General features: G+C 57.3%; 23 protein-coding genes and 1 tRNA gene. 11 read left to right on the top strand and 13 right to left on the bottom strand.

Going from position 1 to position 21,631, the window contains the following annotated elements; translation table 11 throughout:
- Window positions 1-132: 132 nt before the first annotated feature.
- On the bottom strand, window positions 133-639 hold the full coding sequence (locus PIB16_RS07455) for a MarR family winged helix-turn-helix transcriptional regulator (RefSeq protein ID WP_271045327.1): 507 nt from the start codon (window positions 637-639) through the stop codon (window positions 133-135).
- Window positions 640-1,159: 520 nt separating this feature from the next.
- On the opposite strand from PIB16_RS07455, the gene PIB16_RS07450 reads away from it, so the two are divergent.
- The 8 genes from PIB16_RS07450 to PIB16_RS07415 all read left to right on the top strand — a co-directional run bounded on the left by PIB16_RS07450 (window position 1,160) and on the right by PIB16_RS07415 (window position 6,442).
- Window positions 1,160-1,236: transfer RNA gene (locus PIB16_RS07450), tRNA-Arg, on the top strand.
- Between the two features lie 133 nt (window positions 1,237-1,369).
- On the top strand, window positions 1,370-2,014 hold the full coding sequence (locus PIB16_RS07445) for a hypothetical protein (RefSeq protein ID WP_271045326.1): 645 nt from the start codon (window positions 1,370-1,372) through the stop codon (window positions 2,012-2,014).
- A gap of 104 nt (window positions 2,015-2,118) precedes the next feature.
- Window positions 2,119-3,033, top strand: coding sequence for a hypothetical protein (locus tag PIB16_RS07440; RefSeq protein WP_271045325.1), 915 nt, complete (start codon window positions 2,119-2,121; stop codon window positions 3,031-3,033).
- Window positions 3,034-3,036: 3 nt separating this feature from the next.
- Window positions 3,037-3,540 (top strand): hypothetical protein, encoded by a 504-nt coding sequence (locus tag PIB16_RS07435; RefSeq protein ID WP_271045324.1) that lies wholly within the window; start codon window positions 3,037-3,039, stop codon window positions 3,538-3,540.
- Window positions 3,541-3,749: 209 nt separating this feature from the next.
- On the top strand, window positions 3,750-4,961 hold the full coding sequence (locus PIB16_RS07430; protein ID WP_271045323.1) for an AAA family ATPase: 1,212 nt from the start codon (window positions 3,750-3,752) through the stop codon (window positions 4,959-4,961).
- Window positions 4,961-5,698 (top strand): hypothetical protein, encoded by a 738-nt coding sequence (locus PIB16_RS07425; RefSeq protein WP_271045322.1) that lies wholly within the window; start codon window positions 4,961-4,963, stop codon window positions 5,696-5,698. Before PIB16_RS07430 ends, PIB16_RS07425 begins: the two co-directional genes overlap by 1 nt.
- Window positions 5,699-5,889: 191 nt before the next feature.
- Window positions 5,890-6,129, top strand: coding sequence for a hypothetical protein (locus PIB16_RS07420; protein WP_271045321.1), 240 nt, complete (start codon window positions 5,890-5,892; stop codon window positions 6,127-6,129).
- Between the two features lie 64 nt (window positions 6,130-6,193).
- Complete coding sequence (locus PIB16_RS07415) at window positions 6,194-6,442, top strand: hypothetical protein (protein ID WP_271045484.1); 249 nt, start codon at window positions 6,194-6,196, stop codon at window positions 6,440-6,442.
- On the opposite strand, the gene PIB16_RS07410 is transcribed toward PIB16_RS07415, so the two are convergent.
- From PIB16_RS07410 to PIB16_RS07395, 4 genes are all read right to left on the bottom strand, one after another.
- Window positions 6,437-7,108 (bottom strand): integrase arm-type DNA-binding domain-containing protein, encoded by a 672-nt coding sequence (locus PIB16_RS07410; protein WP_271045320.1) that lies wholly within the window; start codon window positions 7,106-7,108, stop codon window positions 6,437-6,439. The genes PIB16_RS07415 and PIB16_RS07410 overlap by 6 nt on opposite strands.
- 259 nt (window positions 7,109-7,367) lie before the next feature.
- Complete coding sequence (locus PIB16_RS07405; protein ID WP_271045319.1) at window positions 7,368-7,589, bottom strand: NAD(P)H-binding protein; 222 nt, start codon at window positions 7,587-7,589, stop codon at window positions 7,368-7,370.
- Window positions 7,586-8,533: an alpha/beta hydrolase gene (locus PIB16_RS07400; protein WP_271045318.1), complete on the bottom strand. Its 948-nt coding sequence runs from the start codon at window positions 8,531-8,533 to the stop codon at window positions 7,586-7,588. Before PIB16_RS07400 ends, PIB16_RS07405 begins: the two co-directional genes overlap by 4 nt.
- Before the next feature lie 64 nt (window positions 8,534-8,597).
- Window positions 8,598-9,545, bottom strand: a complete 948-nt coding sequence (locus PIB16_RS07395) for an alpha/beta hydrolase (protein WP_271045317.1) — start codon at window positions 9,543-9,545, stop codon at window positions 8,598-8,600.
- A gap of 138 nt (window positions 9,546-9,683) precedes the next feature.
- On the opposite strand from PIB16_RS07395, the gene PIB16_RS07390 reads away from it, so the two are divergent.
- Together PIB16_RS07390 and PIB16_RS07385 are read left to right on the top strand one after the other, a co-directional pair.
- Window positions 9,684-10,577: a LysR family transcriptional regulator gene (locus PIB16_RS07390; RefSeq protein ID WP_174057258.1), complete on the top strand. Its 894-nt coding sequence runs from the start codon at window positions 9,684-9,686 to the stop codon at window positions 10,575-10,577.
- Between the two features lie 148 nt (window positions 10,578-10,725).
- Window positions 10,726-10,866 carry a hypothetical protein gene (locus PIB16_RS07385; RefSeq protein ID WP_104679577.1) on the top strand — a complete coding sequence of 47 codons (141 nt, stop codon included), beginning with the start codon at window positions 10,726-10,728 and terminating at the stop codon, window positions 10,864-10,866.
- Between the two features lie 248 nt (window positions 10,867-11,114).
- On the opposite strand, the gene PIB16_RS07380 is transcribed toward PIB16_RS07385, so the two are convergent.
- The 7 genes from PIB16_RS07380 to uppW all read right to left on the bottom strand — a co-directional run bounded on the left by PIB16_RS07380 (window position 11,115) and on the right by uppW (window position 18,926).
- A complete protein-coding gene (locus PIB16_RS07380; RefSeq protein WP_174039587.1) occupies window positions 11,115-13,061 on the bottom strand; it encodes a methyl-accepting chemotaxis protein in 1,947 nt (648 codons plus the stop codon).
- Window positions 13,062-13,414: 353 nt separating this feature from the next.
- On the bottom strand, window positions 13,415-14,326 hold the full coding sequence (locus tag PIB16_RS07375) for a homocysteine S-methyltransferase family protein (protein WP_271045316.1): 912 nt from the start codon (window positions 14,324-14,326) through the stop codon (window positions 13,415-13,417).
- Between the two features lie 19 nt (window positions 14,327-14,345).
- A complete protein-coding gene (locus PIB16_RS07370) occupies window positions 14,346-15,035 on the bottom strand; it encodes an ABC transporter permease (RefSeq protein WP_065655092.1) in 690 nt (229 codons plus the stop codon).
- Window positions 15,036-15,047: 12 nt separating this feature from the next.
- Entirely contained in the window at window positions 15,048-15,770 is a 723-nt protein-coding gene (locus tag PIB16_RS07365) for an ABC transporter permease (RefSeq protein WP_271045315.1), read from the bottom strand.
- 12 nt (window positions 15,771-15,782) lie between these two features.
- Window positions 15,783-16,559 (bottom strand): transporter substrate-binding domain-containing protein, encoded by a 777-nt coding sequence (locus PIB16_RS07360; protein WP_271045314.1) that lies wholly within the window; start codon window positions 16,557-16,559, stop codon window positions 15,783-15,785.
- 41 nt (window positions 16,560-16,600) lie between these two features.
- Window positions 16,601-17,380, bottom strand: coding sequence for an ABC transporter ATP-binding protein (locus PIB16_RS07355; RefSeq protein ID WP_065655095.1), 780 nt, complete (start codon window positions 17,378-17,380; stop codon window positions 16,601-16,603).
- A 175-nt stretch (window positions 17,381-17,555) separates the two neighbouring features.
- Window positions 17,556-18,926, bottom strand: coding sequence for a Wzy-type polysaccharide biosynthesis protein UppW (uppW, locus tag PIB16_RS07350; protein WP_271045313.1), 1,371 nt, complete (start codon window positions 18,924-18,926; stop codon window positions 17,556-17,558).
- A gap of 511 nt (window positions 18,927-19,437) precedes the next feature.
- Here uppW and PIB16_RS07345 point away from each other — a divergent pair.
- On the top strand, window positions 19,438-20,508 hold the full coding sequence (locus PIB16_RS07345; protein ID WP_271045483.1) for a GNAT family N-acetyltransferase: 1,071 nt from the start codon (window positions 19,438-19,440) through the stop codon (window positions 20,506-20,508).
- 41 nt (window positions 20,509-20,549) lie between these two features.
- On the opposite strand, the gene uppG is transcribed toward PIB16_RS07345, so the two are convergent.
- Window positions 20,550-21,629 (bottom strand): polysaccharide biosynthesis glycosyltransferase UppG, encoded by a 1,080-nt coding sequence (gene uppG / locus PIB16_RS07340; protein WP_271045482.1) that lies wholly within the window; start codon window positions 21,627-21,629, stop codon window positions 20,550-20,552.
- Between the last annotated feature and the right edge of the window lie 2 nt (window positions 21,630-21,631).

The following is a 21,631-nucleotide window of genomic DNA, read 5'->3' as shown; positions in this document are numbered from 1 at the left end:
ATCAGGCTGGCGTGAAAGACCCGCGCAGGAAAACCGTCGCCGGTGCCGAAGGCAATGGCAAGACGGAACACCTGCGTCACAGGCCGCACCCTGCGGCGGCCAGCGCCCGGATTGCCCCGCTCTCGTCGAAGCTCAGTCGCGCAGGCGTCCGAGCAGCGCCAGAAGCTGGTCGCGGGCCTTCTTGCCGCCGATCCTGTCGATCAGCTTTTCCTCACGATCCCGCCAGGTGTTGGAAAGCCGGTCGAGGAGGCTGCTGCCCTCCTCCGTCATGTCGAGGAAATGAACGCGCCTGTCTTCTTCCGATTTGCGGCGGACGAGCAGTCCCTTCTCTTCCATGCTGTCGACGATGGCGACGAAGTTGGCGCGCTGTATGCCGAGCGCTTCCGCCACATCGCTCTGCTTGAGACCCGGATTGCCGCCGACGATGACGAGAACGGAAAAATCGGCCGGCCGTAACCCCTGCTCCGCCAGCACATCGGCAAAACCGTTTGCCACGGCAAGTTGCGAGTGCCGCAAATGATAGCTGATCGCAGTCGTCAGCAACCCATAGTCGATTGCCGTGATATGCGCCGCTTCCGCGCTGTCGCTTTCGGCCTTTTCCGTCCGCGGCCCGTTGCTGTGTGCCAATCGCAAAGCCATCCGATCCCCCGCCTGATTCGTTCCTTTACCTTGTCGAAATCATAACCGACAACATCACGAAACTGTATCCCAAATAAATGTAGATGATACTAATATTGTATAATAATTTGACAGTTAATCGCTGGAAAAGCAAACCCGGACTCCGGATCGCCACCGGGCCAACGAAAAAAGTATGACTATTTACCCGCCAATTTTGAGGGGATAAAATCGCGTCCCGCGCCGTATTTGAAAGGCGTTGCCCTCATCCGACCGCCTCTTCATGAAAGCGGCAAAACAGCGGCCCGGCCCGGCAATAACATACTACTTATAAGGGAAATCCTATTGCGGCAAAAAGACAATACGTCAAACGACGCATCGCCCCACCGCCGCTGAAAGACCCGCGACCACCCCCAAACAGGCCCCGCGCCCCACCCCGCCCAAAAACAGACAACGTTTCGCAAATCTCTGATTTTTAGACATTGATGCGAAAACAAAGCTGGGGTATGAACCAACCGCTGCACGCGATTCAAGCGTGACCGCTGCACCCGTAGCTCAGCTGGATAGAGTGTTGGATTCCGATTCCAAAGGTCACAGGTTCGAATCCTGTCGGGTGCGCCATATTTTCCGGGCTTTACAGCGATCCTCGTCCCAGCTTATTTTTGGAGCAGGAAGCATATAGGAAGCAAACGCCGCATTAGGTCTTATACATTTTCGGGGTGACCCATTTGGCAGTTCGCATTAGGTGTAATGCATGCAGTACGCTAACCGCCTAAACGATTTGAAAAAAGCACTCCTACAGGACAAGGACCTTGTCGCGAGCCTTTTGCCGGGGCAATCGAATTTCAGCACAGTTACTCTATTTCTTCTAGCTGCGCTCCAAAGGATCGATTCGAACGTTGCCGGCTTCCAAGCGATGGTGGCCTCTCTCAACTATCCCGTCGCCTGCGCTATCCTTAGATTGCAGATCGATACAGCTATGCGTGTGAACGGACTACGGCTGATGGCCGACCCTCATGACGGAACTATGAAGCTCTTGAGTGGAGAGCGGTACGATCGAATTCGTCCGAAGAAGGGGGACAAACTTCGTGACGCTGTTTTGCTTAACTCCCTCAATGCCGAGTACGATTGGATCAAGAAGGTCTACGAACGCACCTCAGGCATGGTCCATTTGTCGGGAATGCACATCCATCATTCTTTCAACCATTCAACTGGTGTAAAGAATGAGGACGGATCGCTGTCTATCGAGATGGCTATTGGGCCAAACAACCCAAATGTCCCCGCAGAACTCTATGACGAAATCTGCGCAGCGTTCGTTCACGTTAGTATGATTGCCAACGAGATAACCGTAACACGATTGAGGCACGAGCAGGCGGCACTCAATCCCCCTCAAGCATAGCAGCGCCTTTATCGCCGTTCGAATTGTATAAAATCCATTTTGCCCCCGTTGCGCAAAAGACGGGAATAGTTCTACTAATGCACGTTATGGTATAGGGGGCATCTATGGCGACGACTGATAAAATCCTTTCGACGAAGTCAATCATTTCGAACCGGGCGATTCGACTTGATGAAGCTCGCCGAATTTCCATGAAAGAAGCGATCATAAAGATTCATGAGACGTTCAAGGGTCGTGAACGTAAAGCGATTGTCCACGGCAGGGCAGTGGAATGTCGGGGCTACAAGGACGACGGGGGTGCCTTGGGCATTCATCTCATCGCCTACATACCGGAAGACAAAATTGGAATAGTTCCCCATACGCAAGACGAACTTGACCTTCTTTCTCCGCCAGAGGACGCGGACTTCTTGGATGGTGAATTAATCGCCTTGGTTACGGATGATGACCTCATCGTGTGCAGGCTCGGGTTATGGGAAAGCATGCTTTCAGCATATGTGCAAAACTTGGGGCCAAAGGCGGGTATCGACGCAGAAGACGCCTCATTCGGATTTAAAAACAGAACTGACGTCGACAAACTCAAAATGATCAAGGATGATGGCGTCCGTGAAATTCGGTTTGAAGGTGTGGCAAGCAAAGATGCTGTCGATCACGTTGCAAAAGATGGCAGCATCATGGACGCGATAACAGCAAGTGTGATGCAAAACGTTCGGGCGTTTACATTCGCTGAGCGAAAAACCCCTCCGCCTGTTTCAGACAACCTGAAGGTCGAAGTCTTCCTGAAATTTGACGGGCGCTCAGGAACGAAGATCGACCAAGAAGAGCTTCAGGATATAGCCACGGAAGTTGCGAGCAACGAAGATGATTTCCAGATAGTAACGCGGTCTGGCAAGCGAATTACGCCGGATGAGGTGTTCTTAACGAAGAAGGTCACACTACAACGTTATGGGAAATCAGTGGCTTTCAATGACGTCTTTGAAGAGATGCAAGCCTATTATGAGGAACTCACTTCTCCCGGAGAGTGAACAATGTCCCAGTCAAAGCCACTGCATCGATGGACGCCTGTTGTTTATGGCTTCCTGACAATTGTAATCGGTGTCGCCGCCGCTTGGAAAGGAACGGACCTTATCCACGCGAATGAAAAGGCGCGCGATATTATCGTCACTGTCTTCTCGATCCTCGCAGGTTTTCTTATTGCCATCATGACGCTCCTGGGAGACCAATCGAATCTCCCCGGTTCGTGGAAAATTGCGAAGACGAAGAGCGATGCAATCAAAGCCAAACTCATAAGACAAAAATGGTTGTTTTATTGCTATCTTCTGACACTAAGCCTGATCTTCATGCACGCTTTAGTCGCACCAAAGTATCCCTGCATTGCGCCATGGATTGAACGTCTCTATTTCGGCTTTGCGACATCCTCATTTTTATTCTCCTTCACCCTACCCTCCACGCTTATGTCAGTCCAAGCAGACAGGATTGACGCAGTAATTGAGGCTCGCAGGAACGCAGCATCAAAACTTGAGAAAAACTAATTTTTTGGTTGCGGTAAAAACGCCCCCCCCGGCCACTGCGAGCACTATCCCTGCCGTCTAGACCGGACGCGCTCTAAACGTGAAAATCGGGAGAGGGTTCAGATCGAACCTAGAGCTTTCTTACCCAGATCACAACATCTACCAACTTGAAAGCTCCATGCCCTAAATGGTAGGGGGGAAAGCAGTCCGCGAAATGAGAAAGTCTCAACTTGCTAAAAACAATCCACATCGAGAATTATAAGTCGATAAAGAACCTGACACTCGAGTTGGGCCGCGTTAACGTTTTTATTGGCGAAAACGGTGCCGGAAAAAGCAACATTCTGGAAGCGATTGCGTTAGCGGGTGCGGCGCAGGCGGGAAAGTTGGACAACGAATTCCTTGCATCCCGTGGTATTCGTGTAACGGAACCTCAGTTTATGCGGTCCGCCTTTGAGGTTGACGAAGTCACGAAGCCGATATCAGTACGAGTTGTCGGAGACGGAGGCGAGGCGTCCTATGAGTTGAGTAACGACAATCAACCGTATTCTACGTGGACGGAAAGTACCGGCACCTTAAAACTTAGTGCTGACCATTTTATCAAAACACTTTCGGAATTATCGAAGGGCGGCAATAAAAAGCTCACTTCAAAGTTAGTAACACAAATACTGCAAGGAATGAATACGAACGCCCGCCACGGAGCGCAGTCTTCGCGAAAGGGGTCTGTCTCTTTTTCTCTTCAACTAGACGATGACGACAAATCGATTTTTGTTTTGCGTCCGGAGATCGACGGGATTGCAAACTTCATAGTCTATTCTCCCGAAAACAGCAGCCTCCGTGTGCTGGAAAGGGAGGGCCAAATCGAACCATTGGGTATCAACGGCGAGGGGCTACTCAAGCTCCTAACTGTCATGTCTTACGATGATGATACGTCTGCTATCGAAACCGTGAAGGAGTCACTCAAGCTTTTTAGCTGGTTTGAAGACTTCGAAATCCCGAGAGAGAACGCCAAAGGTCGTATGAAAATTACTGACGGCTATTTGGATGAGAGCTGCAAGTCGTTTGATCAGAGAAGCGCTAACGAAGGATTTCTGTTCGCGGCTTTTTACTTCGCATTGTTCGCCAGCAAGTTGACGCCGAACTTCTTCGCAGTTGACAACATCGACGCATCTCTAAACCCAAAGTTATGCGAAGTTATGATGAAGCGTCTAACGAAATTGGCTAAGGACAATGATAAACAAGCAATACTGACAACACATAATCCTTCGGTTCTAGACGGCTTGAACCTTAATGATCCTGAACAAAAGCTATTTGCTATTCACAGGAATGCGAGGGGCGAGACAAGAGCGACTCAGCATACTGAAAAACCGAGTACCGATAGCCCAAGGCGATTATCCGAAATGTTTATTGGCGGCCTATTGGGCGGCGTCCCAAAGGTTTTCTGATGCCAAAATTTGCGATCGTTTCCGAGGGACCCACCGACCAAGTTGTGCTTGACCGAGTTATTTCACTCATTTGCGAAAGTGGGTTTGAGGACGACGTTATTGTTAATTTTGCCCAACCAATCCGGGACGAGACCGATTCAAATAAATCCGAGATTGGGGGGTGGGAGCTTGTTTTAGAGTATTGCTCTACACGCATAAGTGACGCATTAGCTTCGAACGACTACGTGGTTATTCAAATTGATACGGATTGCGGCGAAGAAGTAAATTTTGGCGTCCCGCTAACTAGTGGTGGCCAAGACAGGCCGTTCGTCGATTTGATAGCTGATGTTGAGCGGCTGATCGCTGGGAAAATCGGAGAGCCGCTTTTCTCGAAGTTCAAAGAGCGGTTCATTTTTGCAGTGTCGGTACATTCGTTAGAATCGTGGCTGCTTCTTTACTTCTTTTCGGACGGGCGAACAAAGAATTCTTTTGAGAAATTGCAATATCGTTTCAAGACAAAATGGAATTACAACCGTTTTGAGAAGGAAGTAGGCTGCTACCAGTTGATCACAAAGAAAATCAAGCAAAAGGATTTAAATTCGTTTGTTGGTGGTGATCACAGTTTTGGAGTTTTTCTAAAGCGATTGACCGAACTGGAGTCGCTGACAGCCTTGATACCTGATGACGCAGACAATGGGCGATTGAACTCGCCCGCGCCGGGCGAAAACATTGAAGCTAGAAGCGTGGATGAAGCATAGCTTGGGAAGCTCGATCTATGGCAGGAATTTCAAGCGCTTGCGGGTAAAACTCGCTTTCTCGCGTCAAAATTCTCTCAATGTTTTCAATAGCGCTGTAAAACTTTGCCAGTCCTTAAACATGGCGGAGCCACTCCATATTGACTCTCTTCTAAAGTGAGAACATTTATAGAACAAACGAGAGAGCAAGAGATATGTCTGACGCTGAAAAAATCATCGTAGTACAGTTCAAAAAGGGACGCGGCGGTGTTGTGCCGGGCGATATGCGCCCCGCCACCAGCGCAGCATCCGCCGAGAAAATGGCGAACGCCATGGCACCGCGTTATATCGGCGTTGCGGCATACGCCGTTACCGTGGACGAAGAAAGCGGCAGCATGGCCAACCCTCGCCTGCTGGTCCAGCACGGCCAAATTGCCGACCTTATGCCAGACTGATTTACCGGCGCGGGGGCGCGCGCCTTTTCATGACAGGGGAAACTTTGCGGCTCTGAAACAGGAGATTGGAAACGTGCGCCCGAACGCAATCAAACAGCCGGACGATATCGCGGCCTATGTCATCCAGTGTCATGACGGCAATGCTGTTGCCGCCGTGGAAACCTTGCTGGACGAAATCCACCATCTGCAAAACCAGTTATCCATCGCCGTCGCAGCGATGGGCCGGGGATATACACGCGGATGCGGGCAACGCGGGAAATCGCCTTCTGGTCAAGCTGGATCATCGGCTGCAAATCAGCCGTACCCATCATAACCATGCGCAATTCCACCGAAGCCGGAAGACCGACAAGCGGGTTCGTCGCCGGGTCGCCGTCATCCAGTTCCGTCCAGACGGTCGAACCGGAAGGCCGGATTTCCCAGCCGAGCGTACACCCGTCACCACCGCGCGCCCACGCAGCTTTTCTGTTTTCTCGTCAGCCGCTGTTTTGCCGGTCGTAACGTCGCGCATCATCTTAATGGCATCAGCGGTCGTGAGTTCCTGCACCGGCCTGTTCCCGATGAGCGGGATGATATGTCTGTTCGCGCGGCCCTTATCGACATAAAGGGTGGAAGCCTTTTTCGGCTTGCCGCGTTTGCCGAATACTAGTCCCTTGTCCGCCGCGTCGAAATACAGATCGCATAGTTCTTTGACGGTCAAAGCCTTGCGTCGCGTCGAGCGGTCAAGCTGCGGGTCTTCGCCCCTCGCAACGTCACCGAGAACCGCCTTTGCTTCCTTCCGGGCCTCATCCACGGTCAATGCACCGTGGACGCCAATCTTGAAACGACGCGTCTGTTTACCCGCCCTGTATTGAGCAACATAGGTCTTCCGACCGCTAGGCCACACGCGAACGCCGAAGCCGGGTAATTCGTCATCCCATTCGAAATAATCTTTGTCGCCAGCCGCAAGGCCGTCTATCATCCGCTTTGTCAGCTTTGCCACGCTGGCTTTCTCCACCCGCTACAGGAAGCACATAGGAAGCGGCAGGAAGCAAATCGAGGTAAACTTGATCCAAACCGTTGTAATTGCGGAAAACGCTTTCCGCTTGATCTGGATAGCAAAATCAATTTGGAGTAAACAAGAGGAAGCGGCAGAAAATCATTCACCCCTGCCTTCCGATTCCAAAGGTCACAGGTTCGAATCCTGTCGGGTGCGCCAAATACCGCCGATTGTCCCCTATCGCACGGCGTAACCGCCGAACCTACGCCCGTGCATAGACCACATCCTGCCCCTCCATCGCAGCATCGAGGGCTGATCGGTCGAGCACGTCGCCCTGAACGACGGCTGCGTTCCTGGGAGTGCTGGACAACTTGCCGGCATCGCGCATGAACAGCGTCATGCCGATACCATCATCGCCCGCAATATCCTGAACGACGTGGCGAGCGATCTGGCCGCTCGCCCCCAGAATGAGAGTCTTGGTCATTTCCCTGCCGCCCCGTTCAGATGCGTCTTGAAGAACGGCACCAGCTTTTGCAGCGCAAGGTCGACGGGCTCGGGCTTGTCGTAAAGATCGTAGTGAGACCAGTTCTCCAGCGAGACGATCTGCCGGTCCTTTGAGGCTGTGGCACGGCCGTAGATTTCCATCCCGTCACGATAGGCGCCGAAGGCGCCGACCTTCTGGCCGATCACCACCATCATCGGTTGGGTCATCAGCATCTCGGCAAAGGCGAAGGCGTCCCAACCGAGCGTGTTCTGCGCATGGCTGAACAGCATGCGCGTCCAGCCGCCGGGCTGCTGGCCGCGCGGCGTCTTGTAATAATCCGTCGCCTCGAACACGTCGCGTTCGGTGAGGCCTGCGGCCCGCGCCGCATCGGGGCTGGCGGGGAGAAGTTCGTTGACCTGCAATTCGCCGCCGCGCGCTTCCTTGGTTCGCTGCGCCGCCATCGCTTCAAGCACTCCGAGCGGATCGTAGTTGCTGAAGCCCTCGCGGAACAGCCGGCCGATATTGACCGGGGTGATCGCGACGACGGCCTTGATGCGCTTTTCGGTCAGCGTGGCGTTCAGCACATAGCCACCGCCGCCGCAGATGCCGATCACGCCGATCCGGTCGGCGTCGACATAGGGCAGTGTAACCGCATAGTCGATAACGTGGCTGATGTCCTCGACCCGCTGGGTCGGATCCTCGATCCAGCGCGGCTCACCGCCGGATTCGCCCTGGAAGCTCGCGTCATAGGCAATGACGACAAAGCCCTGTTCGGCGAGCGCCTTGCCATAGACATTGCCCGAAGTCTGCTCCTTGCAGCTTCCGAATGGATGAACGGCGATGATCGTCGGCCAGCTCCTGGCTGCATCGAAATTCGGCGGGAACTGGATGTTGGCGGCGATGTGCCAGGCCATATCGCGGTTCTGGATTTTCACGGATTCCATGATCGTTTCCTCTCGGTGAGGGCGGCATCGGGGGTAAGCGGCGTCCCGATGCACGCCAGTTTCGTCACTCGGCAGCCTGCGCAGCCGTGGCGTTGGCGGAGAGCTTCGCCTTGAAGAACGGCGCCAGAACCGAAACCGCCTCAGCGACGAATGTCTGTCCGTCATAGAGGTCCATGTGATTGGCCCCTTCGACGATGTGAAACGCCTTGTCCGTGCTCGCAGCACGGTCGAAGAGGTCGTCGCTCATCCACTTGCTGCCCGCCACGCTGCCGGCGACGATCTGGATCGGTTGAGTCAGATAGACGTCGGCCATGTGATAGGCATCGTAGGTGATGATCTGATTGAGGCTGCGCAGCGTTGCGAAGCCCGGCGCGGTTGCGCACTCGGCACGCGGCGTGTGGTAATATTCCCAGGCCTGCCGCAGCTCTTCGTTCGGCGCGTCCTTTTCGGTCAGCGGCGCGAGCGGCATGGTGGCGTAACCCTTGCCTGCGGCGTCCGTCGTGCGGGCGTTCGATCCCGCCTCGACATAGGGCAGCGCGTCGATAGACCTGACGGTGTTTTCCCAGCCATTGCGGAACATCGAACCGATATTGACCGCGCTCACCGTGCCGACCGCCTTGATGCGGCGATCCTGAATGGCGGCATTGGCGGTGTAGCCCGCACCGGCGCAGATGCCCATCGCGCCGATCCGATCCCTGGCGACGTAAGGCAGCGTGGTCAGATAATCGATGACGGCGCTGACATCCTCGGTGCTGACATAGGGATTTTCGAGCTGGCGCGGTTCGCCGCCGCTCTCGCCCTGATAGGAACGGTCGAAGGCGATGGTGACGAAGCCCTGTTCGGCGAGCTTCCTGGCATAGGTGCCAGCGGTCTGCTCCTTCACGCCGCCGCCGGGATGCGAAACGACGATAGCCGGCCAGGTTTTCGTTTCATCGAAACCTTCGGGGAAATTGATCACGGCCGACATCGCGATGGTCGGGTTGTTCGAATTGCTGAAGCTGATCTTGCCCATTTCCAGTCTCCTTCTGTTGAGCGAGCGGCGGTTTGAAATTCTTTCCGGGTATCCGCTTGCCGATGGAGGTAATCTACGCCAGAAAGATTGTGTCGATTAGACAGGGAATTCATATTGGGCCTATCACTGGAGTGATGAATGAGGCGGGATGAGATTGCCGATCTGGCGGCGTTCGTCGTCGTCGCCGAGGAGCGCAGCTTCACCAAGGCGGCGGCGCGTCTCGGCATGGCGCAGTCCGCCCTCAGCCAGATCGTGCGGCGGATCGAGGAACGGCTGGGTGTGCGGCTTTTGTCGCGCACGACACGGAGCGTCGCGCCGACCGAAGCGGGCGAGCGGCTGATCGCGACGCTCGGTCCCATGCTGCACGATCTCGATGTGGCCGTCGCATCGCTCGGCGATCTGCGGGATCGACCTTCGGGCACGATCCGCATCACCACCGTGGAGCACGCGGCCAAGACAATCATCGTTCCGGCAATGAAGCGGCTTTTGCCGGACAATCCCGACATCAAGGTGGAAATCACCATCGACTACGGTCTGGCCGATGTCGTTGCCGACCGCTTCGACGCGGGTGTCAGGCTCGGCGGCGACATTGCGAAGGACATGATCGCTGTGCGCATCGGACCGGACACGCCGATGGCGATTGCCGGTTCACCCGATTACTTTCTGAAGCATCCGGCGCCAACGTCGCCGTCGCAACTCGTCGATCATCGTGCGATCAATCTGCGGCTGCCGACATCCGGCACGCTGAACGGCTGGCGTCTCACACCCGGCGGCCGGGAGACGCGGGTTCGCATCGACGGGCCTCTGGTCCTCAACACCATCGACCTTATTCTAGACGCGACACTGGACGGGCACGGCCTCGCCTATCTGCCGCTCGATCAGGTTCAGCCGCATCTGGATGCTGGCCGACTGATGCGGGTGCTAGGCAAGTTCACACCCGACCTGCCGGGCTATCACCTCTATTATCCCCATCGGCGGCATCCATCCGCCGCCTTCAGCCTGTTCGTCGAGACCCTGCGGTTTCGAGGGTAAGCTTCAAGAGCCCCGGATGAAACGATTCGGCTGGGACTGCGTCAAAAGGCCCCTGCCCGAGTGCATGAATTGGCGTTGTTGAAGCAGCCGGTTTGAGGTAGCCCTGTCCTCGATAGATTGTATCAAGTAACAGACTGGAAATACTCAGATGATGGAATGGGATTGGGTAGATTTGTTCCCCTTGGTCTTCTTTCCGTTCAAGATTATCGTGTTGGGCACGGGCATGTTCTTCGCCATCAAGTGGCATCACGATCAGGCGAAGAAGGAAAAGGGCCCCAGCGGCCCCTAAGCGCCCGCCGGTCGGGCAGCGAAAAGTTCAGATATCATTGGATGGATGTTTTCGCGCGTGAACCGGTGCCGGGGAACCGCATGGCAATGGTTGCCGGTGCGGATGATCCAGCCGTCACGAAATGAAGATGTTGCGTTTCGCACGGTGGACATCGATTTTGCCAGAACGGCTTTCGCTTGCGCCGCATCGTCGTTGAACGCCGGCGGGGATGCCTCCCCGCCGAAACGCATGTTGGAACGGATCGCCGCTCAGAACTCCTGCCAGTCGCCTTTTGTATCGACGGCGGCATTGCCCGAAAACGCCGAGGCGATCTTGCGGCCCAGTGCACGGACGGGAGAGGCGACATATTTGTCGCTGCCACCGGCGCTGCGGACCGGCGCAGGCTGGCTTTTCGGTTGATAGGCGCCGTCGGCGAGCCGGAACTGGGAGAGCAGCTGGTTGAGCGACGCCACTTCCTTGGCGAGGCTGTGGCTTGCGGCGTTGGTTTCTTCCACCATGGCCGCATTTTTCTGCGTGTCCTGATCCATCTGGTTGACCGCCGTATTGATCTGCTGCAGTCCGGAAGACTGTTCCTGCGCGGCCTCCACGATGGAAACGACGTGCCGGTTGATTTCCTGCACTTCAGAAACGATGGTCGCCAGCGCCTTGCCGGTGTCGCCCACCAGCTGAACGCCCTGCTGCACCTGATCGTTTGAGGTGTTGATCAGCGCCTTGATCTCCTTGGCGGCATGGGCGGAGCGCTGGGCAAGCTCACGCACTTCCTGCGCGACGACGGCAAAACCCTTGCCGGCCTCGCCCGCACGCGCGGCTTCCACGCCGGCATTCAGCGCCAGAAGGTTGGTCTGGAAGGCAATTTCGTCGATGACGCCGATGATGTTGCTGATCTCATTGGCGGATTTGGCGATCTGCTCCATGGCGACCACGGCGCGGCGCACCACGTCGCCGGATTGCTCGGCGCCCGCCTTGGCGCGGCTGACGATCTCGCCCGCCTCCTGCGCACGACGGGTGGAATCGTGCACCGTCGTGGTGATTTCTTCCAGAGCTGCGGCGGTTTCTTCCACGGCAGCGGCCTGCTGTTCGGTGCGCTTGGCCAGATCGTCGGCCGCAGATTTGATCTCGTCCGCGCCCGCGCCGATGCCACTGGCGTTCTGGGCCACCTTGGTCAGGGCCGCCTGCAGCTTTTCGGCGGACATGTTGAAATCGTTACGAACGGCGTCGAGCGTGGCGGTGAACGGCTGGCCGATGCGATAGGAAACATCGCCCTCCGAAAGCTTCGAGAGACCGGCGGCGAGATTGTCGACGGCGAACTTGACGTCGGCCGCTTCCCTTGCCTTCTGCTGCTCGCGCTCCATCCGGTCTTTCTCCGAGAGGCTGCGATTGGCTTCGGTTTCCTGCTCGAGACGAATGCGCTCGATGGCGTTTTCACGGAAGACCTGCACGGCCTTCGCCATCTGGCCCACTTCGTCGCGGCGCGTCATGCCGTCGATTTCCGTCGCCGTCTCGCCGCCGGCAAGCGACACCATGCGCTCGCGCAGGCGGGCGATAGGGGTTGTGATGCCGCGGGACGCCACGAACAGCGCCAGAATGATGCCGACCGCAAAAGCGACGCCGACAACCACCAGCGAGGTGAAGATGGTCGAATTGGTCTGGTCCGTCAGTTCGTCGCTTCCCTGGACGACGCCCTTGGCAAGCTTGTCCAGTAGCGCCGTCATGGCAACCGAAGTCGCGTGAATGGAGGCGTCCGCCTTGAGCAACTGGGCAGCGGATTCGTCATTACGGTTTGCCATACCAAGTTCGACAGCCTTATCCGTCATCGCGGTTATGGCCTGCGACTGCGCGATGAAGGCGTCCATGGCGGCGGACTCTTCGGGAAAAACAGTCTTCACATTATTGAGACGCTGGAGGAGCGCGCCCTTGCTGTCACTGTAGGCCTGCTTGGCGGCCTTTATCTCCGGCCCGTTCACGTCGTACGCCATGACCTGATAGGCGCCATAGGCCAGGGCAACCAGATTTCGGTTGGCACGCGCAAGCTCCACCAGAGCGGCGTTGTCGTTGGCGATAAAGAGCGAGTAGGCCGTGTCCGCTTCCTTGTAGCGGGTGGACATGAAGGCGGCGGCGCCAAGGCCGACGATGCAGAGCGGAAGAATGAGCGACAGGATTTTGGTGCGGATACTGGCGTTTTGAAGAAACGACACGGGAAACTCCTGAAATTGACGCCGCTCCTTTCCCGTGCCGGAGGTGTTCGGCAAAAATGACATTGCACGTCGAAAGCCTACATCATCAAGGCCCCGTCAGCCGGATCATCAGCCATGTCGCAGCCTGCATCATGCACCTGCCCGCAAAACCGGGAAACGACTGACCGCGACCGGAAAAAATGGAGAACAGTACTTTATAATGTTCAAATTTACTTTATATAATAACAATTATACTTAAAAACTTTAAAATTCCTTTATGCCGCATGCTGTTTCGAGCGCGCACGGAACAAAAAAACGGCAGGCTTTTCAGCCTGCCGCATGCATTTCCGATAGTGGCGTTGGAAGCGCTCGCGTCAGGCCGCCGCGCGCCGCAGCGCTGTCGCAACCGTGTGGATATGCGCCGCACCAATGCCGCAGCAGCCGCCGATCATGGTCGCGCCCGCATCCGCCCAGGAGCAGGCAAAACGGGAATAGACATCGCCGGTCAGATCGGCGCGCGTGCTATGCAGCCCTTCATTGGCGGCGGAATCGCCCTGCTCGCCTTCGAAGGCATTGGCGTAGACGCCGATTTCCAGCGACACAGCCTTTTCCGCGAAGACGGCGGCGGCCGTCTCGACGGCGGCCTTCATGACTTCCGGCTTACTGCAATTGAACAGAAGCGCGGCGGCACCCGATTGCGCCGCCCATTCGGCCGCCGCCCTGACCGTTTCACCGGAGCGAAGCGCAGGCTCGGCGCCGGCCGCAGCCGCATCGTCGTTGAGCGTGAAGGAAATCCAGAACGGTTTGCCGGTTGCGGCAACGGCCTCGCGCACCGCTTCGCCCTCGGCGATCAGGCTGAGGGTCTCACCGAGCCAGACATCGACATGGGGCGCAAGATTGTCGACCAGCACCTTCAGATAGGCCTGCACCCGCGTGGCATCGAAATTCTGCGGCTCATAGGAACCGAAAATCGGCGGCAGCGAACCCGCCACCAGCACCTTGCGACCGGAAGCATCCGCCGCTTCGCGCGCCAGCCTGCCGGAAAGGGCGATCAGCGATGCGCCATCATTCTGGAAACGCTCTTCGCCAATGTGGAACGGCACCAGCGCATAAGAATTGGTGGTGACGACATCGGCGCCGGCTTCGATGAATTCCGCATGCACCTGCCGCACGATATCGGGCGCGTCGATAAGCGCCAGCGCCGACCATTCCGGCTGTTTCAGCTCGGCCCCGAGCCGCTGCAATTCGCGGCTCATGCCGCCGTCGAGGATACGGATTGTGCTCATGGTCATACTCCCTGAATGTTTATCGCCTGACCGGCACCTGCTGTTCGACAAGGCCGAAACAGCGGGCGATGATGGCGGTGAGAATGAGATAGAAGACGGTGACGACGATCAGCGGCTCATAGACCAGAAGCGTGTCCTGCCGCACCTTGTAGGCGACGGCGTAGAGGTCCATCACCGTCACGGTGAAAGCAAGCGGCGTGGCTTTAAGCTGCATCACCACCTCGCCGGCAATGGTCGGCAGCGCGATGCGGATGGCGCGCGGCAGCCAGATGCGGCGAATGAGGGTGAAACGGCCCATGCCGAAAGCCCTGCCCGCCTCCAGCTCACCTTTCGGAACCGCCAGCAGCGCGCCGCGCAGAACTTCCGCCTCATAGGCCGCATAATTCAGCGTGAAGCTCACGGCCGCAAAGAAGAACCCTTCGCGCAGCACCGGCCACATAAAGCTCTGGCGCAGGCCGGGGATCATCGGCAGAAGCGAGCCAACGCCGTAATAAAGCAGCCAGAGCTGGATGAGCAGCGGCGTGCCCCGGAAGAAGGTGCAATAGGCCCGCGCCAGGATTTTCGTCACCCGCCCGCCGCTCACCTGCGCAAACGCAAGCCCGATGGCGAGGAGAAAACCGATGCTGACGGAGATGGCGAGCAGCGCCACCGTCTGCCATGCACCCGAAAGAAGCAGCGGCCAATATTTCGCGACCCATGAAAAATCCATGCCGTCCCCTCCTCAGGCCAGGGCCGGCTGGCCGCGCCGCACGCGGCGCTCGATCAGCGAAAAAACGAGGTTCGAAACGAGCGTGATGGCAAGGTAAAGCAGGGCGGCGGCAAGGAGGAACAGGAAATATTGCTTGGTGCTGGCCCCGGCCAGCCGCGTCGCCAGCGCCAGTTCCTGATAACCGACGACCGCCACCAGAGCACTATCCTTGGTCACCGCAAGCCAGAGATTGCCGAGCCCCGGCAAGGCGTTCGGCAAAAGCGCCGGCAAGACCACCCGACGGAAACGTAAGGCCGGCGACATGCCGAAGGCGCGCGCCGCCTCGATCTGCCCGCTCGGAATGGCAAGGATCGCCCCGCGCAGCACCTCGGTCATATAGGCCCCCTGCACGAAACCCAGAACCGCAACGGCAGCGACGAAACCGTTCACCTCCAGCGGCGGCATGCCGGCCAGCAGCAACAGCCGGTTGAGCCCATCCGTACCGGCATAATAAAGCCCGACAATGAGAATGAGTTCGGGAACGGCGCGGATCGCCGTGGTGTAGAAATTGAGCAACAGGCCAAGCGGCCTGTTACCGGACAGCTTGCCGAGCGCGCCGGCAAGCCCGATGACGATACCGATGAGATAGGCACCGGCGGAAATGGCAAGTGTCGACGCCGCACCCTTCAAAAGGGTGCCGCCCCATCCCGGAGGATAGGGTGACAGAAGCTGCAACGTGGTTTCAAGGCTTGCCATTGATATGACCGATCAGGGCTTGCTGCCGTAGATGTCGAAGCTGAAGTACTTTCTGGTGATCTCGTCATATTTGCCGCTGGCGCGCACGGCGGCGATTGCCGCATTCAGCTTGGCCTTGAGTTCGGTGTCTTCCTTGCGCAGGCCGCCGGAAACGCCGAGACCGAGGATTTCCTTGTCGTCGGCGACATCGCCCATGTCGGCGCAGCAATCCTTGCCCGCATCGCTCTTCACGAAAGCGTCGAGAACGATGGAATCGCCGAAGACGTAATCGATGCGGCCAGCCGCGAGATCCTGAAACGCCTCGTCCAGCGTCTGGTAGGTCTTCTCATCGGCGACACCGGCAAAATATTTCTTGTAATATTCGGACTGGATGGTGGCCACCTGAATGCCGATGGTCTTGCCCTTGACGTCCTCGGCCGTCGCACCCGCCTTTTCACCCTTGGCGCCGATCAGCTTGCTCGGCGTGTTGTAATATTTATCGGTGAAATCGATGATCTTCTGACGCTCTTCCGTGTTCGACATGGACGACCAGATGACGTCGAATTTCTTCGTCTGCAGCGCCGGGATCAGGCCATCCCACGACAGTTCCACGATCGAGCATTTTTCCTTCATTTCCGCGCAGACGGCGTCCATGAGGTCGATTTCCCAGCCCTGCCACTTGCCGCTCGCATCCTTGGCGAAGAAGGGCGGATAGGCCTCGTTCATGATGCCGAAGCGCACGTCGGCGCTGGCGGTGAAGGCGGAAAACGCAAATGCCGTTCCGGCAAGCAGCGTGGCGAAAAATTTCATTCAAGTCTCTCCTGTTAAATACGGACTGTCAGGCAAAAGGGTCAATTGGTGAGCGCGCCGGTAAATTCCCGGCAGCGGGCGCTCAAGGGGTTTCCGAACACCTGCGCCGGCGGCCCCGCCTCCTCCACCCGGCCCTGATGCAAAAACACGACCTGCGAGGATACATCGCGCGCAAAGCGCATTTCGTGGGTGACGAGCAGCATGGTGCGGCCTTCTTCGGCCAGATCGCGGATGACCTTCAGAACCTCGCCCACCAGTTCCGGATCGAGCGCCGAAGTGGGTTCGTCGAACAGCATCACCGCCGGCTCCATGCAGAGCGCGCGCGCAATGGCGGCACGTTGCTGCTGCCCGCCGGACAGGAATGCCGGATAGGCGTTTTTCTTGTCATAAAGCCCAACCTTGTTCAGCAGGGCTTCGGCCTTCTCAACCGCCTCCTGCCGCCTGACGCCGAGAACATGAACGGGCGCCTCGATCACGTTTTCCAGAACGGTGCGATGGGCCCAGAGATTGAAATTCTGGAACACCATGCCAAGGCCGGTGCGCAGTTTTTCCACCTGCCGCCAGCTTTTCGGCACGGCCTTGCCGTCCCGTCCGGTTTTTGTGGCGATTTCCTCGCCATTGACGATGACGCGGCCGCGATCCGGCGTTTCGAGAAAATTCATGCAGCGCAGAAAGGTGCTTTTGCCGGAACCGGAGGACCCGATGATCGAGATGACATCGCCCTTGTGGGCCTGCAAGGAAACGCCCTTCAAAACTTCATGCGTGCCGAAGCTCTTGTGGATGTCATCCGCCTCGAGCGCGCAGGCGCCTGTATCTGCCATCGATTGACCTAGCCGATCCGTTTTTTTTAGTGCCGCCACGCCAATAGCCGGGGTTTCGCGGTGCGACGTGCACAATAACAAAGACTTGAGCCGCGCATGTTTAGCGAAAATAGCCGCAGACGCGCGCAACAATCGGCTCTTTTACATATTTGCAACGAAAAATCATTTCAAAATATCATCTGGAGCGAACAACAGGGGAAACCTGCCCTTGCATCGGTATCGGGGCGATGCCCGCTCCACCGATGGCTCTCTTCGGTTCCCCCTCCGCCTCCTCCTCCACGAGGCTGGCATTGGCCTGAAGGTGCAGACCCATCACGGCGACGATGAGGAAGAACCAGACGAAGCCGGTGCTGAGGAAAAACAGCGTTTCCAGAAAGCCGTAGAGCAACACATAAAGCCATACGCCGACATAAAGCCGCGTCAGCGGACTGTTGCGCGTGGCCTCGTTCATTTTGCCGAGATAGTGCAGCGGCAGGAGATAAATCCACACCATCACCAGCACCAGACCCGGCACGCCACCCGCCAGCAGAAGGTCGAAATAACCATTGTGCGAATCCGGCGCGGTCGTCGCCCAGGTATTGTTCTCGGTGAAACTCGACATCAGGGCATCGCTGCGCCAGAAGGCCTGATAGCCGTATCCCAGAAGCGGGCTTTGACGGATGTAATCGATGGCGACGGTCCAGATATCCCGTCTGCCGGTAAAGCTGGCGTCGAGCCCCAGCTTCGTCAGCATCTGCGAAAAGACGGGATCGACCGTGGTGCCGACGGTCACCAGCGCAAAAACCGCCAGAAACAGGGTCACGACCGTATAACGCCAGCGCGGCCAGCGCAGGATGAACCAGCCTGCCGCAATAATGATCGGCATCAGCCCGAGCGCGGTCTTGCCGCCCGACTTGACCAGAAAGACCAGCGACAGCAACAGCACCGACAGCCCGCCGATGAAGGACCAGCGCTTGCAGAGATAAATACCGACGATAATCAACACCGCCATGACCGAGGCGGCCTCGTTCTTATGGCGGAAAACCCCGCGCCAGTCCCCCGCCAGCAGCGGCTCCAGCGCATCGCTGGCCTGATGGATCGAGCGCGAGGGCAGCACGGTGATTCCGAAATAGCACAGGAACAATATGATCAGGGCGCATGTGGCAAGCAGCGTCGTGAAATGCCGCTCGGTGCGCGGCAATTGCAGGAAGCCGCCGGCAAGCACACAGATGATGGCGGACATGACCAGCCGCCTGAGCGAAAATAGCGGCGCTTCGCCCGCAAGCGAGGTCAGGACAAACCAGCCGAAAATCGCCGCCATCAGCAGGCGCGGCATGAAGAGGATGGAAAACGACCGCTCCTTCGCCATGAAGGCCAGGAAACTGAAAAACAGGATGATCGCGGTCAACTGGTTGAGCAGGTTGGACCCGGCCGCCATGGCGGAGCCCTGATAGGTCGATGAGAGCGAGATATAGGGCGAAAAGCCGACCGTGAAAAACAGGAACGTCACGTAAAACAACACGTCCCGCCAGTAGCCACGCCCCTGTTCGCCATGCGCTGCATCCATAAGGGGTTTTTCTCTCCCTCTTTCCTGAAGCCACCCGCATTGAAACTCGTGCTTCGCATATTCGATAATACTAATATCCCGCGCAAATCCTATTTTTTAGTTATTCATGATGCACGGGGAAATAGTACCGCGATCGTGCGCTTTTCCTCGGGAAATCGGAGCCCGTAGACGCCAAACCCCAAAAAATCGCCTATAAAAATTTATCCGTATTTCATCCAAAGGTTGCTTGCTTGAGCGTATTTTGTTAACCTCAACCGATGTGGTTGATGCAGATCAATATATTGATATTAATATGGTTTACTCCAAATCCGATACTTTCGATTCCACCGGATTGCAGGTTTTATATCTATATTAATACATTCAAATATACGCTGCCTATGGTTGATTTCGTCAATGCGTAAAAAGGTGGGGGCCGACGGTGGACGTTCCGATACACACCCATGTGGACGATGGCGATAGCGGTCACTTGACACAACGCCCGGTTCAAATCGGTGTGTCCGGCATCCGCCCCATGCGCAGGGAAGACGTTCCGGCTGTCGAGGCCGTGCTCAACAGCGCTTTCAGGAAAACCGGGCAGGAGCGGAACTTCGATTTCGGCTCCTATATCGAAAAACTGTTTTTCGGCAGTCCCGCCTTCAGTCCGGAAAACGGCAGCGTTGTCTACGATGCCGGGGAGAACGGGGTCACCAGCGTCATCCTCGCCGTGCCCATGCGCTTCGTTGCGAATGGAAAAACCATTACCGCACGGCTGCTCTGCGCCTTCGCATCGGACGGCAAACGCGGCGCACTCGGTGCGGCGCGTCTGTCCCGCGGCATGCGGGCCTCCAAACACGACATGTTGTTCTCGGATACGGCTTCACCGGTCAGCGCCGATCACTGGGTGGCGACCGGCGGCAACATGCTGCCGATTGAAAGCCTGCAATGGCACAAGGCGCTCAAGCCCTTCTGCACCATCGCGCTGCGCATGCCGCGCCGTTCGAAACTGGCCAAAACCACGCTGGCGCTCGCCGCGCTCGGATTTGTGGATGGAATCCTGCGACGGTGGAAAAAGGGTCTGAGACCGCAGGAGGCCGCGGGCGCTACGGTGAGAACCGTGGATTACGAAACCTTCCGCCGCAGGGCGCTCGCGATGATCGAGCGTTTTTCCATCCGCCCGGAATGGTCTCACGAGGAATTCCACTGGCTGATAGAGATGAGCAGGGCCAATGAGAGTCTCGGCGAACTGAAAGGCGTGGTGATCGAGAATGCCGAAGGCCATGCCATGGGCGCTGCGCTGTTTTTCGGCCAGCGGGGCAGAACGGCCTATGTGCTCAATTTCGTCTGCGATGCCGGTTGCGAAAACGATGTCCTCAACACCCTGTTCCGCCATTTCGATGACGCGAACTATGCCCATGTCACCGGCATGGCGCAGCCCTTTCTCATCAACGCGCTTTACCGCCAGAACCACATGAGCTTCCGCCATGACGGTTATTTCTGCATGGCGACGCGCGACGACGCCCTGCGGGAAAGGGCGCTGGCCGGCGATATCTATATTGGCGGACTGTGCTCGGAGAGCTGGAGCAAGCTCATCACAGACTATTGAGCCCCCGCCCCGCCTTCACGACGGAAGACGGATCGAAACCCTCAAGCCTTGCTGAACCGCCCGACATTGGCCGAGATGAGATGGCGCAGCGCTTTCGCATAACGTTTGGAGCGCGTCTTGGCCGCCAGCGCGCTGGTCCAGTCCACCATCGATCCGTTGATGTCGAAATCGCCGAGCTGGCCTTCGGGAATATCGCCCTTTTCGATGCGCTCGACGATGGAGGCCAGCGCCGCATAAAATTCCGGCGAACGATAGGGCGGATGCAGTGAGTACATGCCCTTGCCCGTGCCGAGAAAATCGAGGCGATAAACACCCGTGCGCATCATGTTCGTGCTCAGCACCTCCTCGGCGGGCATCGAGACAGGCTGCTGGTTATAGGCATAGGAGCGGATGCGGCGTTTGACATCGGGCTTGAGCAGTTCCAGCGAACCGATGCGTTTCGCAAAACGTTCCATGTCGATCATGAAAAGCCGGGTGGAAACGGTGGCGAAACGCCAGGTGGGAATGCGCGACGGCAGCTTGCGCGGCGCAGGAATATTTTTTACGCCGGGCATGCCGACATGGCGGGAAATATCCAGATCGCCGCGCACCGTCGGCGGCCCGGAAAAGGGCGTGATGCAAAGCGCATCCGGATTGGCCTTCTGGAGCGCGATGGCCTCGCCGAACCAGCTCTGGCTGCCGCCGCCGAACATCATGTCGCTGTCCATATGCAGCACATAACGGGCATTGGCGCGTTTCAGCCCGTAGAAATAGACATGGAAAGGCCCGCCATCGAAAGCCTTGGCGGGATAGGGGATCGGCGAGCGGGGAAAGAAGGTTTCCGTCACGGTGCTGCGCGCCGCATCGCTGTAATCGACGATATCCACGGAGAGATGCGGATAATTGGTCTGCATTTCCTCCAGCATGTCGAAGAGACGCTGGCGCGCCGCATCGAAACCGTTGCCCTTGTAGCGGCCGGCCCCCACCTGGCCCGTATCGACGGTCAGCAGAATGCGGTCCACCTGTCCGCCCCAGACCCTGAGCTGATGCGGCAGGGTCAGGGCCGCATGCGGGGCATCGAAGGGGTGCAGGTTGATTTGCAGCGCCTTTTGCACGGGAGGAAGCGGCATTTCAGCATTCATAG

The sequence above is a fragment of the Agrobacterium sp. ST15.13.015 genome, from assembly GCF_027871645.1.
In the GTDB taxonomy this organism is placed as follows: domain Bacteria; phylum Pseudomonadota; class Alphaproteobacteria; order Rhizobiales; family Rhizobiaceae; genus Agrobacterium; species Agrobacterium leguminum.
Note: the sequence above shows the minus strand (reverse complement) of the source record. Positions and strands in the feature narration are given on the sequence as shown.

Excerpts from the sequence above, each read along its gene's own strand:
- PIB16_RS07455 (WP_271045327.1), bottom strand. The coding sequence starts at position 639 with ATGGCTTTGCGATTGGCACACAGCAACGGGCCGCGGACGGAAAAGGCC.
- PIB16_RS07445 (WP_271045326.1), top strand. The coding sequence starts at position 1,370 with ATGCAGTACGCTAACCGCCTAAACGATTTGAAAAAAGCACTCCTACAG.
- PIB16_RS07440 (WP_271045325.1), top strand. The coding sequence starts at position 2,119 with ATGGCGACGACTGATAAAATCCTTTCGACGAAGTCAATCATTTCGAAC.
- PIB16_RS07435 (WP_271045324.1), top strand. The coding sequence starts at position 3,037 with ATGTCCCAGTCAAAGCCACTGCATCGATGGACGCCTGTTGTTTATGGC.
- PIB16_RS07425 (WP_271045322.1), top strand. The coding sequence starts at position 4,961 with ATGCCAAAATTTGCGATCGTTTCCGAGGGACCCACCGACCAAGTTGTG.
- PIB16_RS07420 (WP_271045321.1), top strand. The coding sequence starts at position 5,890 with ATGTCTGACGCTGAAAAAATCATCGTAGTACAGTTCAAAAAGGGACGC.
- PIB16_RS07405 (WP_271045319.1), bottom strand. The coding sequence starts at position 7,589 with ATGACCAAGACTCTCATTCTGGGGGCGAGCGGCCAGATCGCTCGCCAC.
- PIB16_RS07400 (WP_271045318.1), bottom strand. The coding sequence starts at position 8,533 with ATGGAATCCGTGAAAATCCAGAACCGCGATATGGCCTGGCACATCGCC.
- PIB16_RS07395 (WP_271045317.1), bottom strand. The coding sequence starts at position 9,545 with ATGGGCAAGATCAGCTTCAGCAATTCGAACAACCCGACCATCGCGATG.
- PIB16_RS07390 (WP_174057258.1), top strand. The coding sequence starts at position 9,684 with ATGAGGCGGGATGAGATTGCCGATCTGGCGGCGTTCGTCGTCGTCGCC.
- PIB16_RS07385 (WP_104679577.1), top strand. The coding sequence starts at position 10,726 with ATGATGGAATGGGATTGGGTAGATTTGTTCCCCTTGGTCTTCTTTCCG.
- PIB16_RS07375 (WP_271045316.1), bottom strand. The coding sequence starts at position 14,326 with ATGAGCACAATCCGTATCCTCGACGGCGGCATGAGCCGCGAATTGCAG.
- PIB16_RS07370 (WP_065655092.1), bottom strand. The coding sequence starts at position 15,035 with ATGGATTTTTCATGGGTCGCGAAATATTGGCCGCTGCTTCTTTCGGGT.
- PIB16_RS07365 (WP_271045315.1), bottom strand. The coding sequence starts at position 15,770 with ATGGCAAGCCTTGAAACCACGTTGCAGCTTCTGTCACCCTATCCTCCG.
- PIB16_RS07360 (WP_271045314.1), bottom strand. The coding sequence starts at position 16,559 with ATGAAATTTTTCGCCACGCTGCTTGCCGGAACGGCATTTGCGTTTTCC.
- PIB16_RS07355 (WP_065655095.1), bottom strand. The coding sequence starts at position 17,380 with ATGGCAGATACAGGCGCCTGCGCGCTCGAGGCGGATGACATCCACAAG.
- uppW (WP_271045313.1), bottom strand. The coding sequence starts at position 18,926 with ATGGATGCAGCGCATGGCGAACAGGGGCGTGGCTACTGGCGGGACGTG.
- PIB16_RS07345 (WP_271045483.1), top strand. The coding sequence starts at position 19,438 with ATGCGCAGGGAAGACGTTCCGGCTGTCGAGGCCGTGCTCAACAGCGCT.
- uppG (WP_271045482.1), bottom strand. The coding sequence starts at position 21,629 with ATGAATGCTGAAATGCCGCTTCCTCCCGTGCAAAAGGCGCTGCAAATC.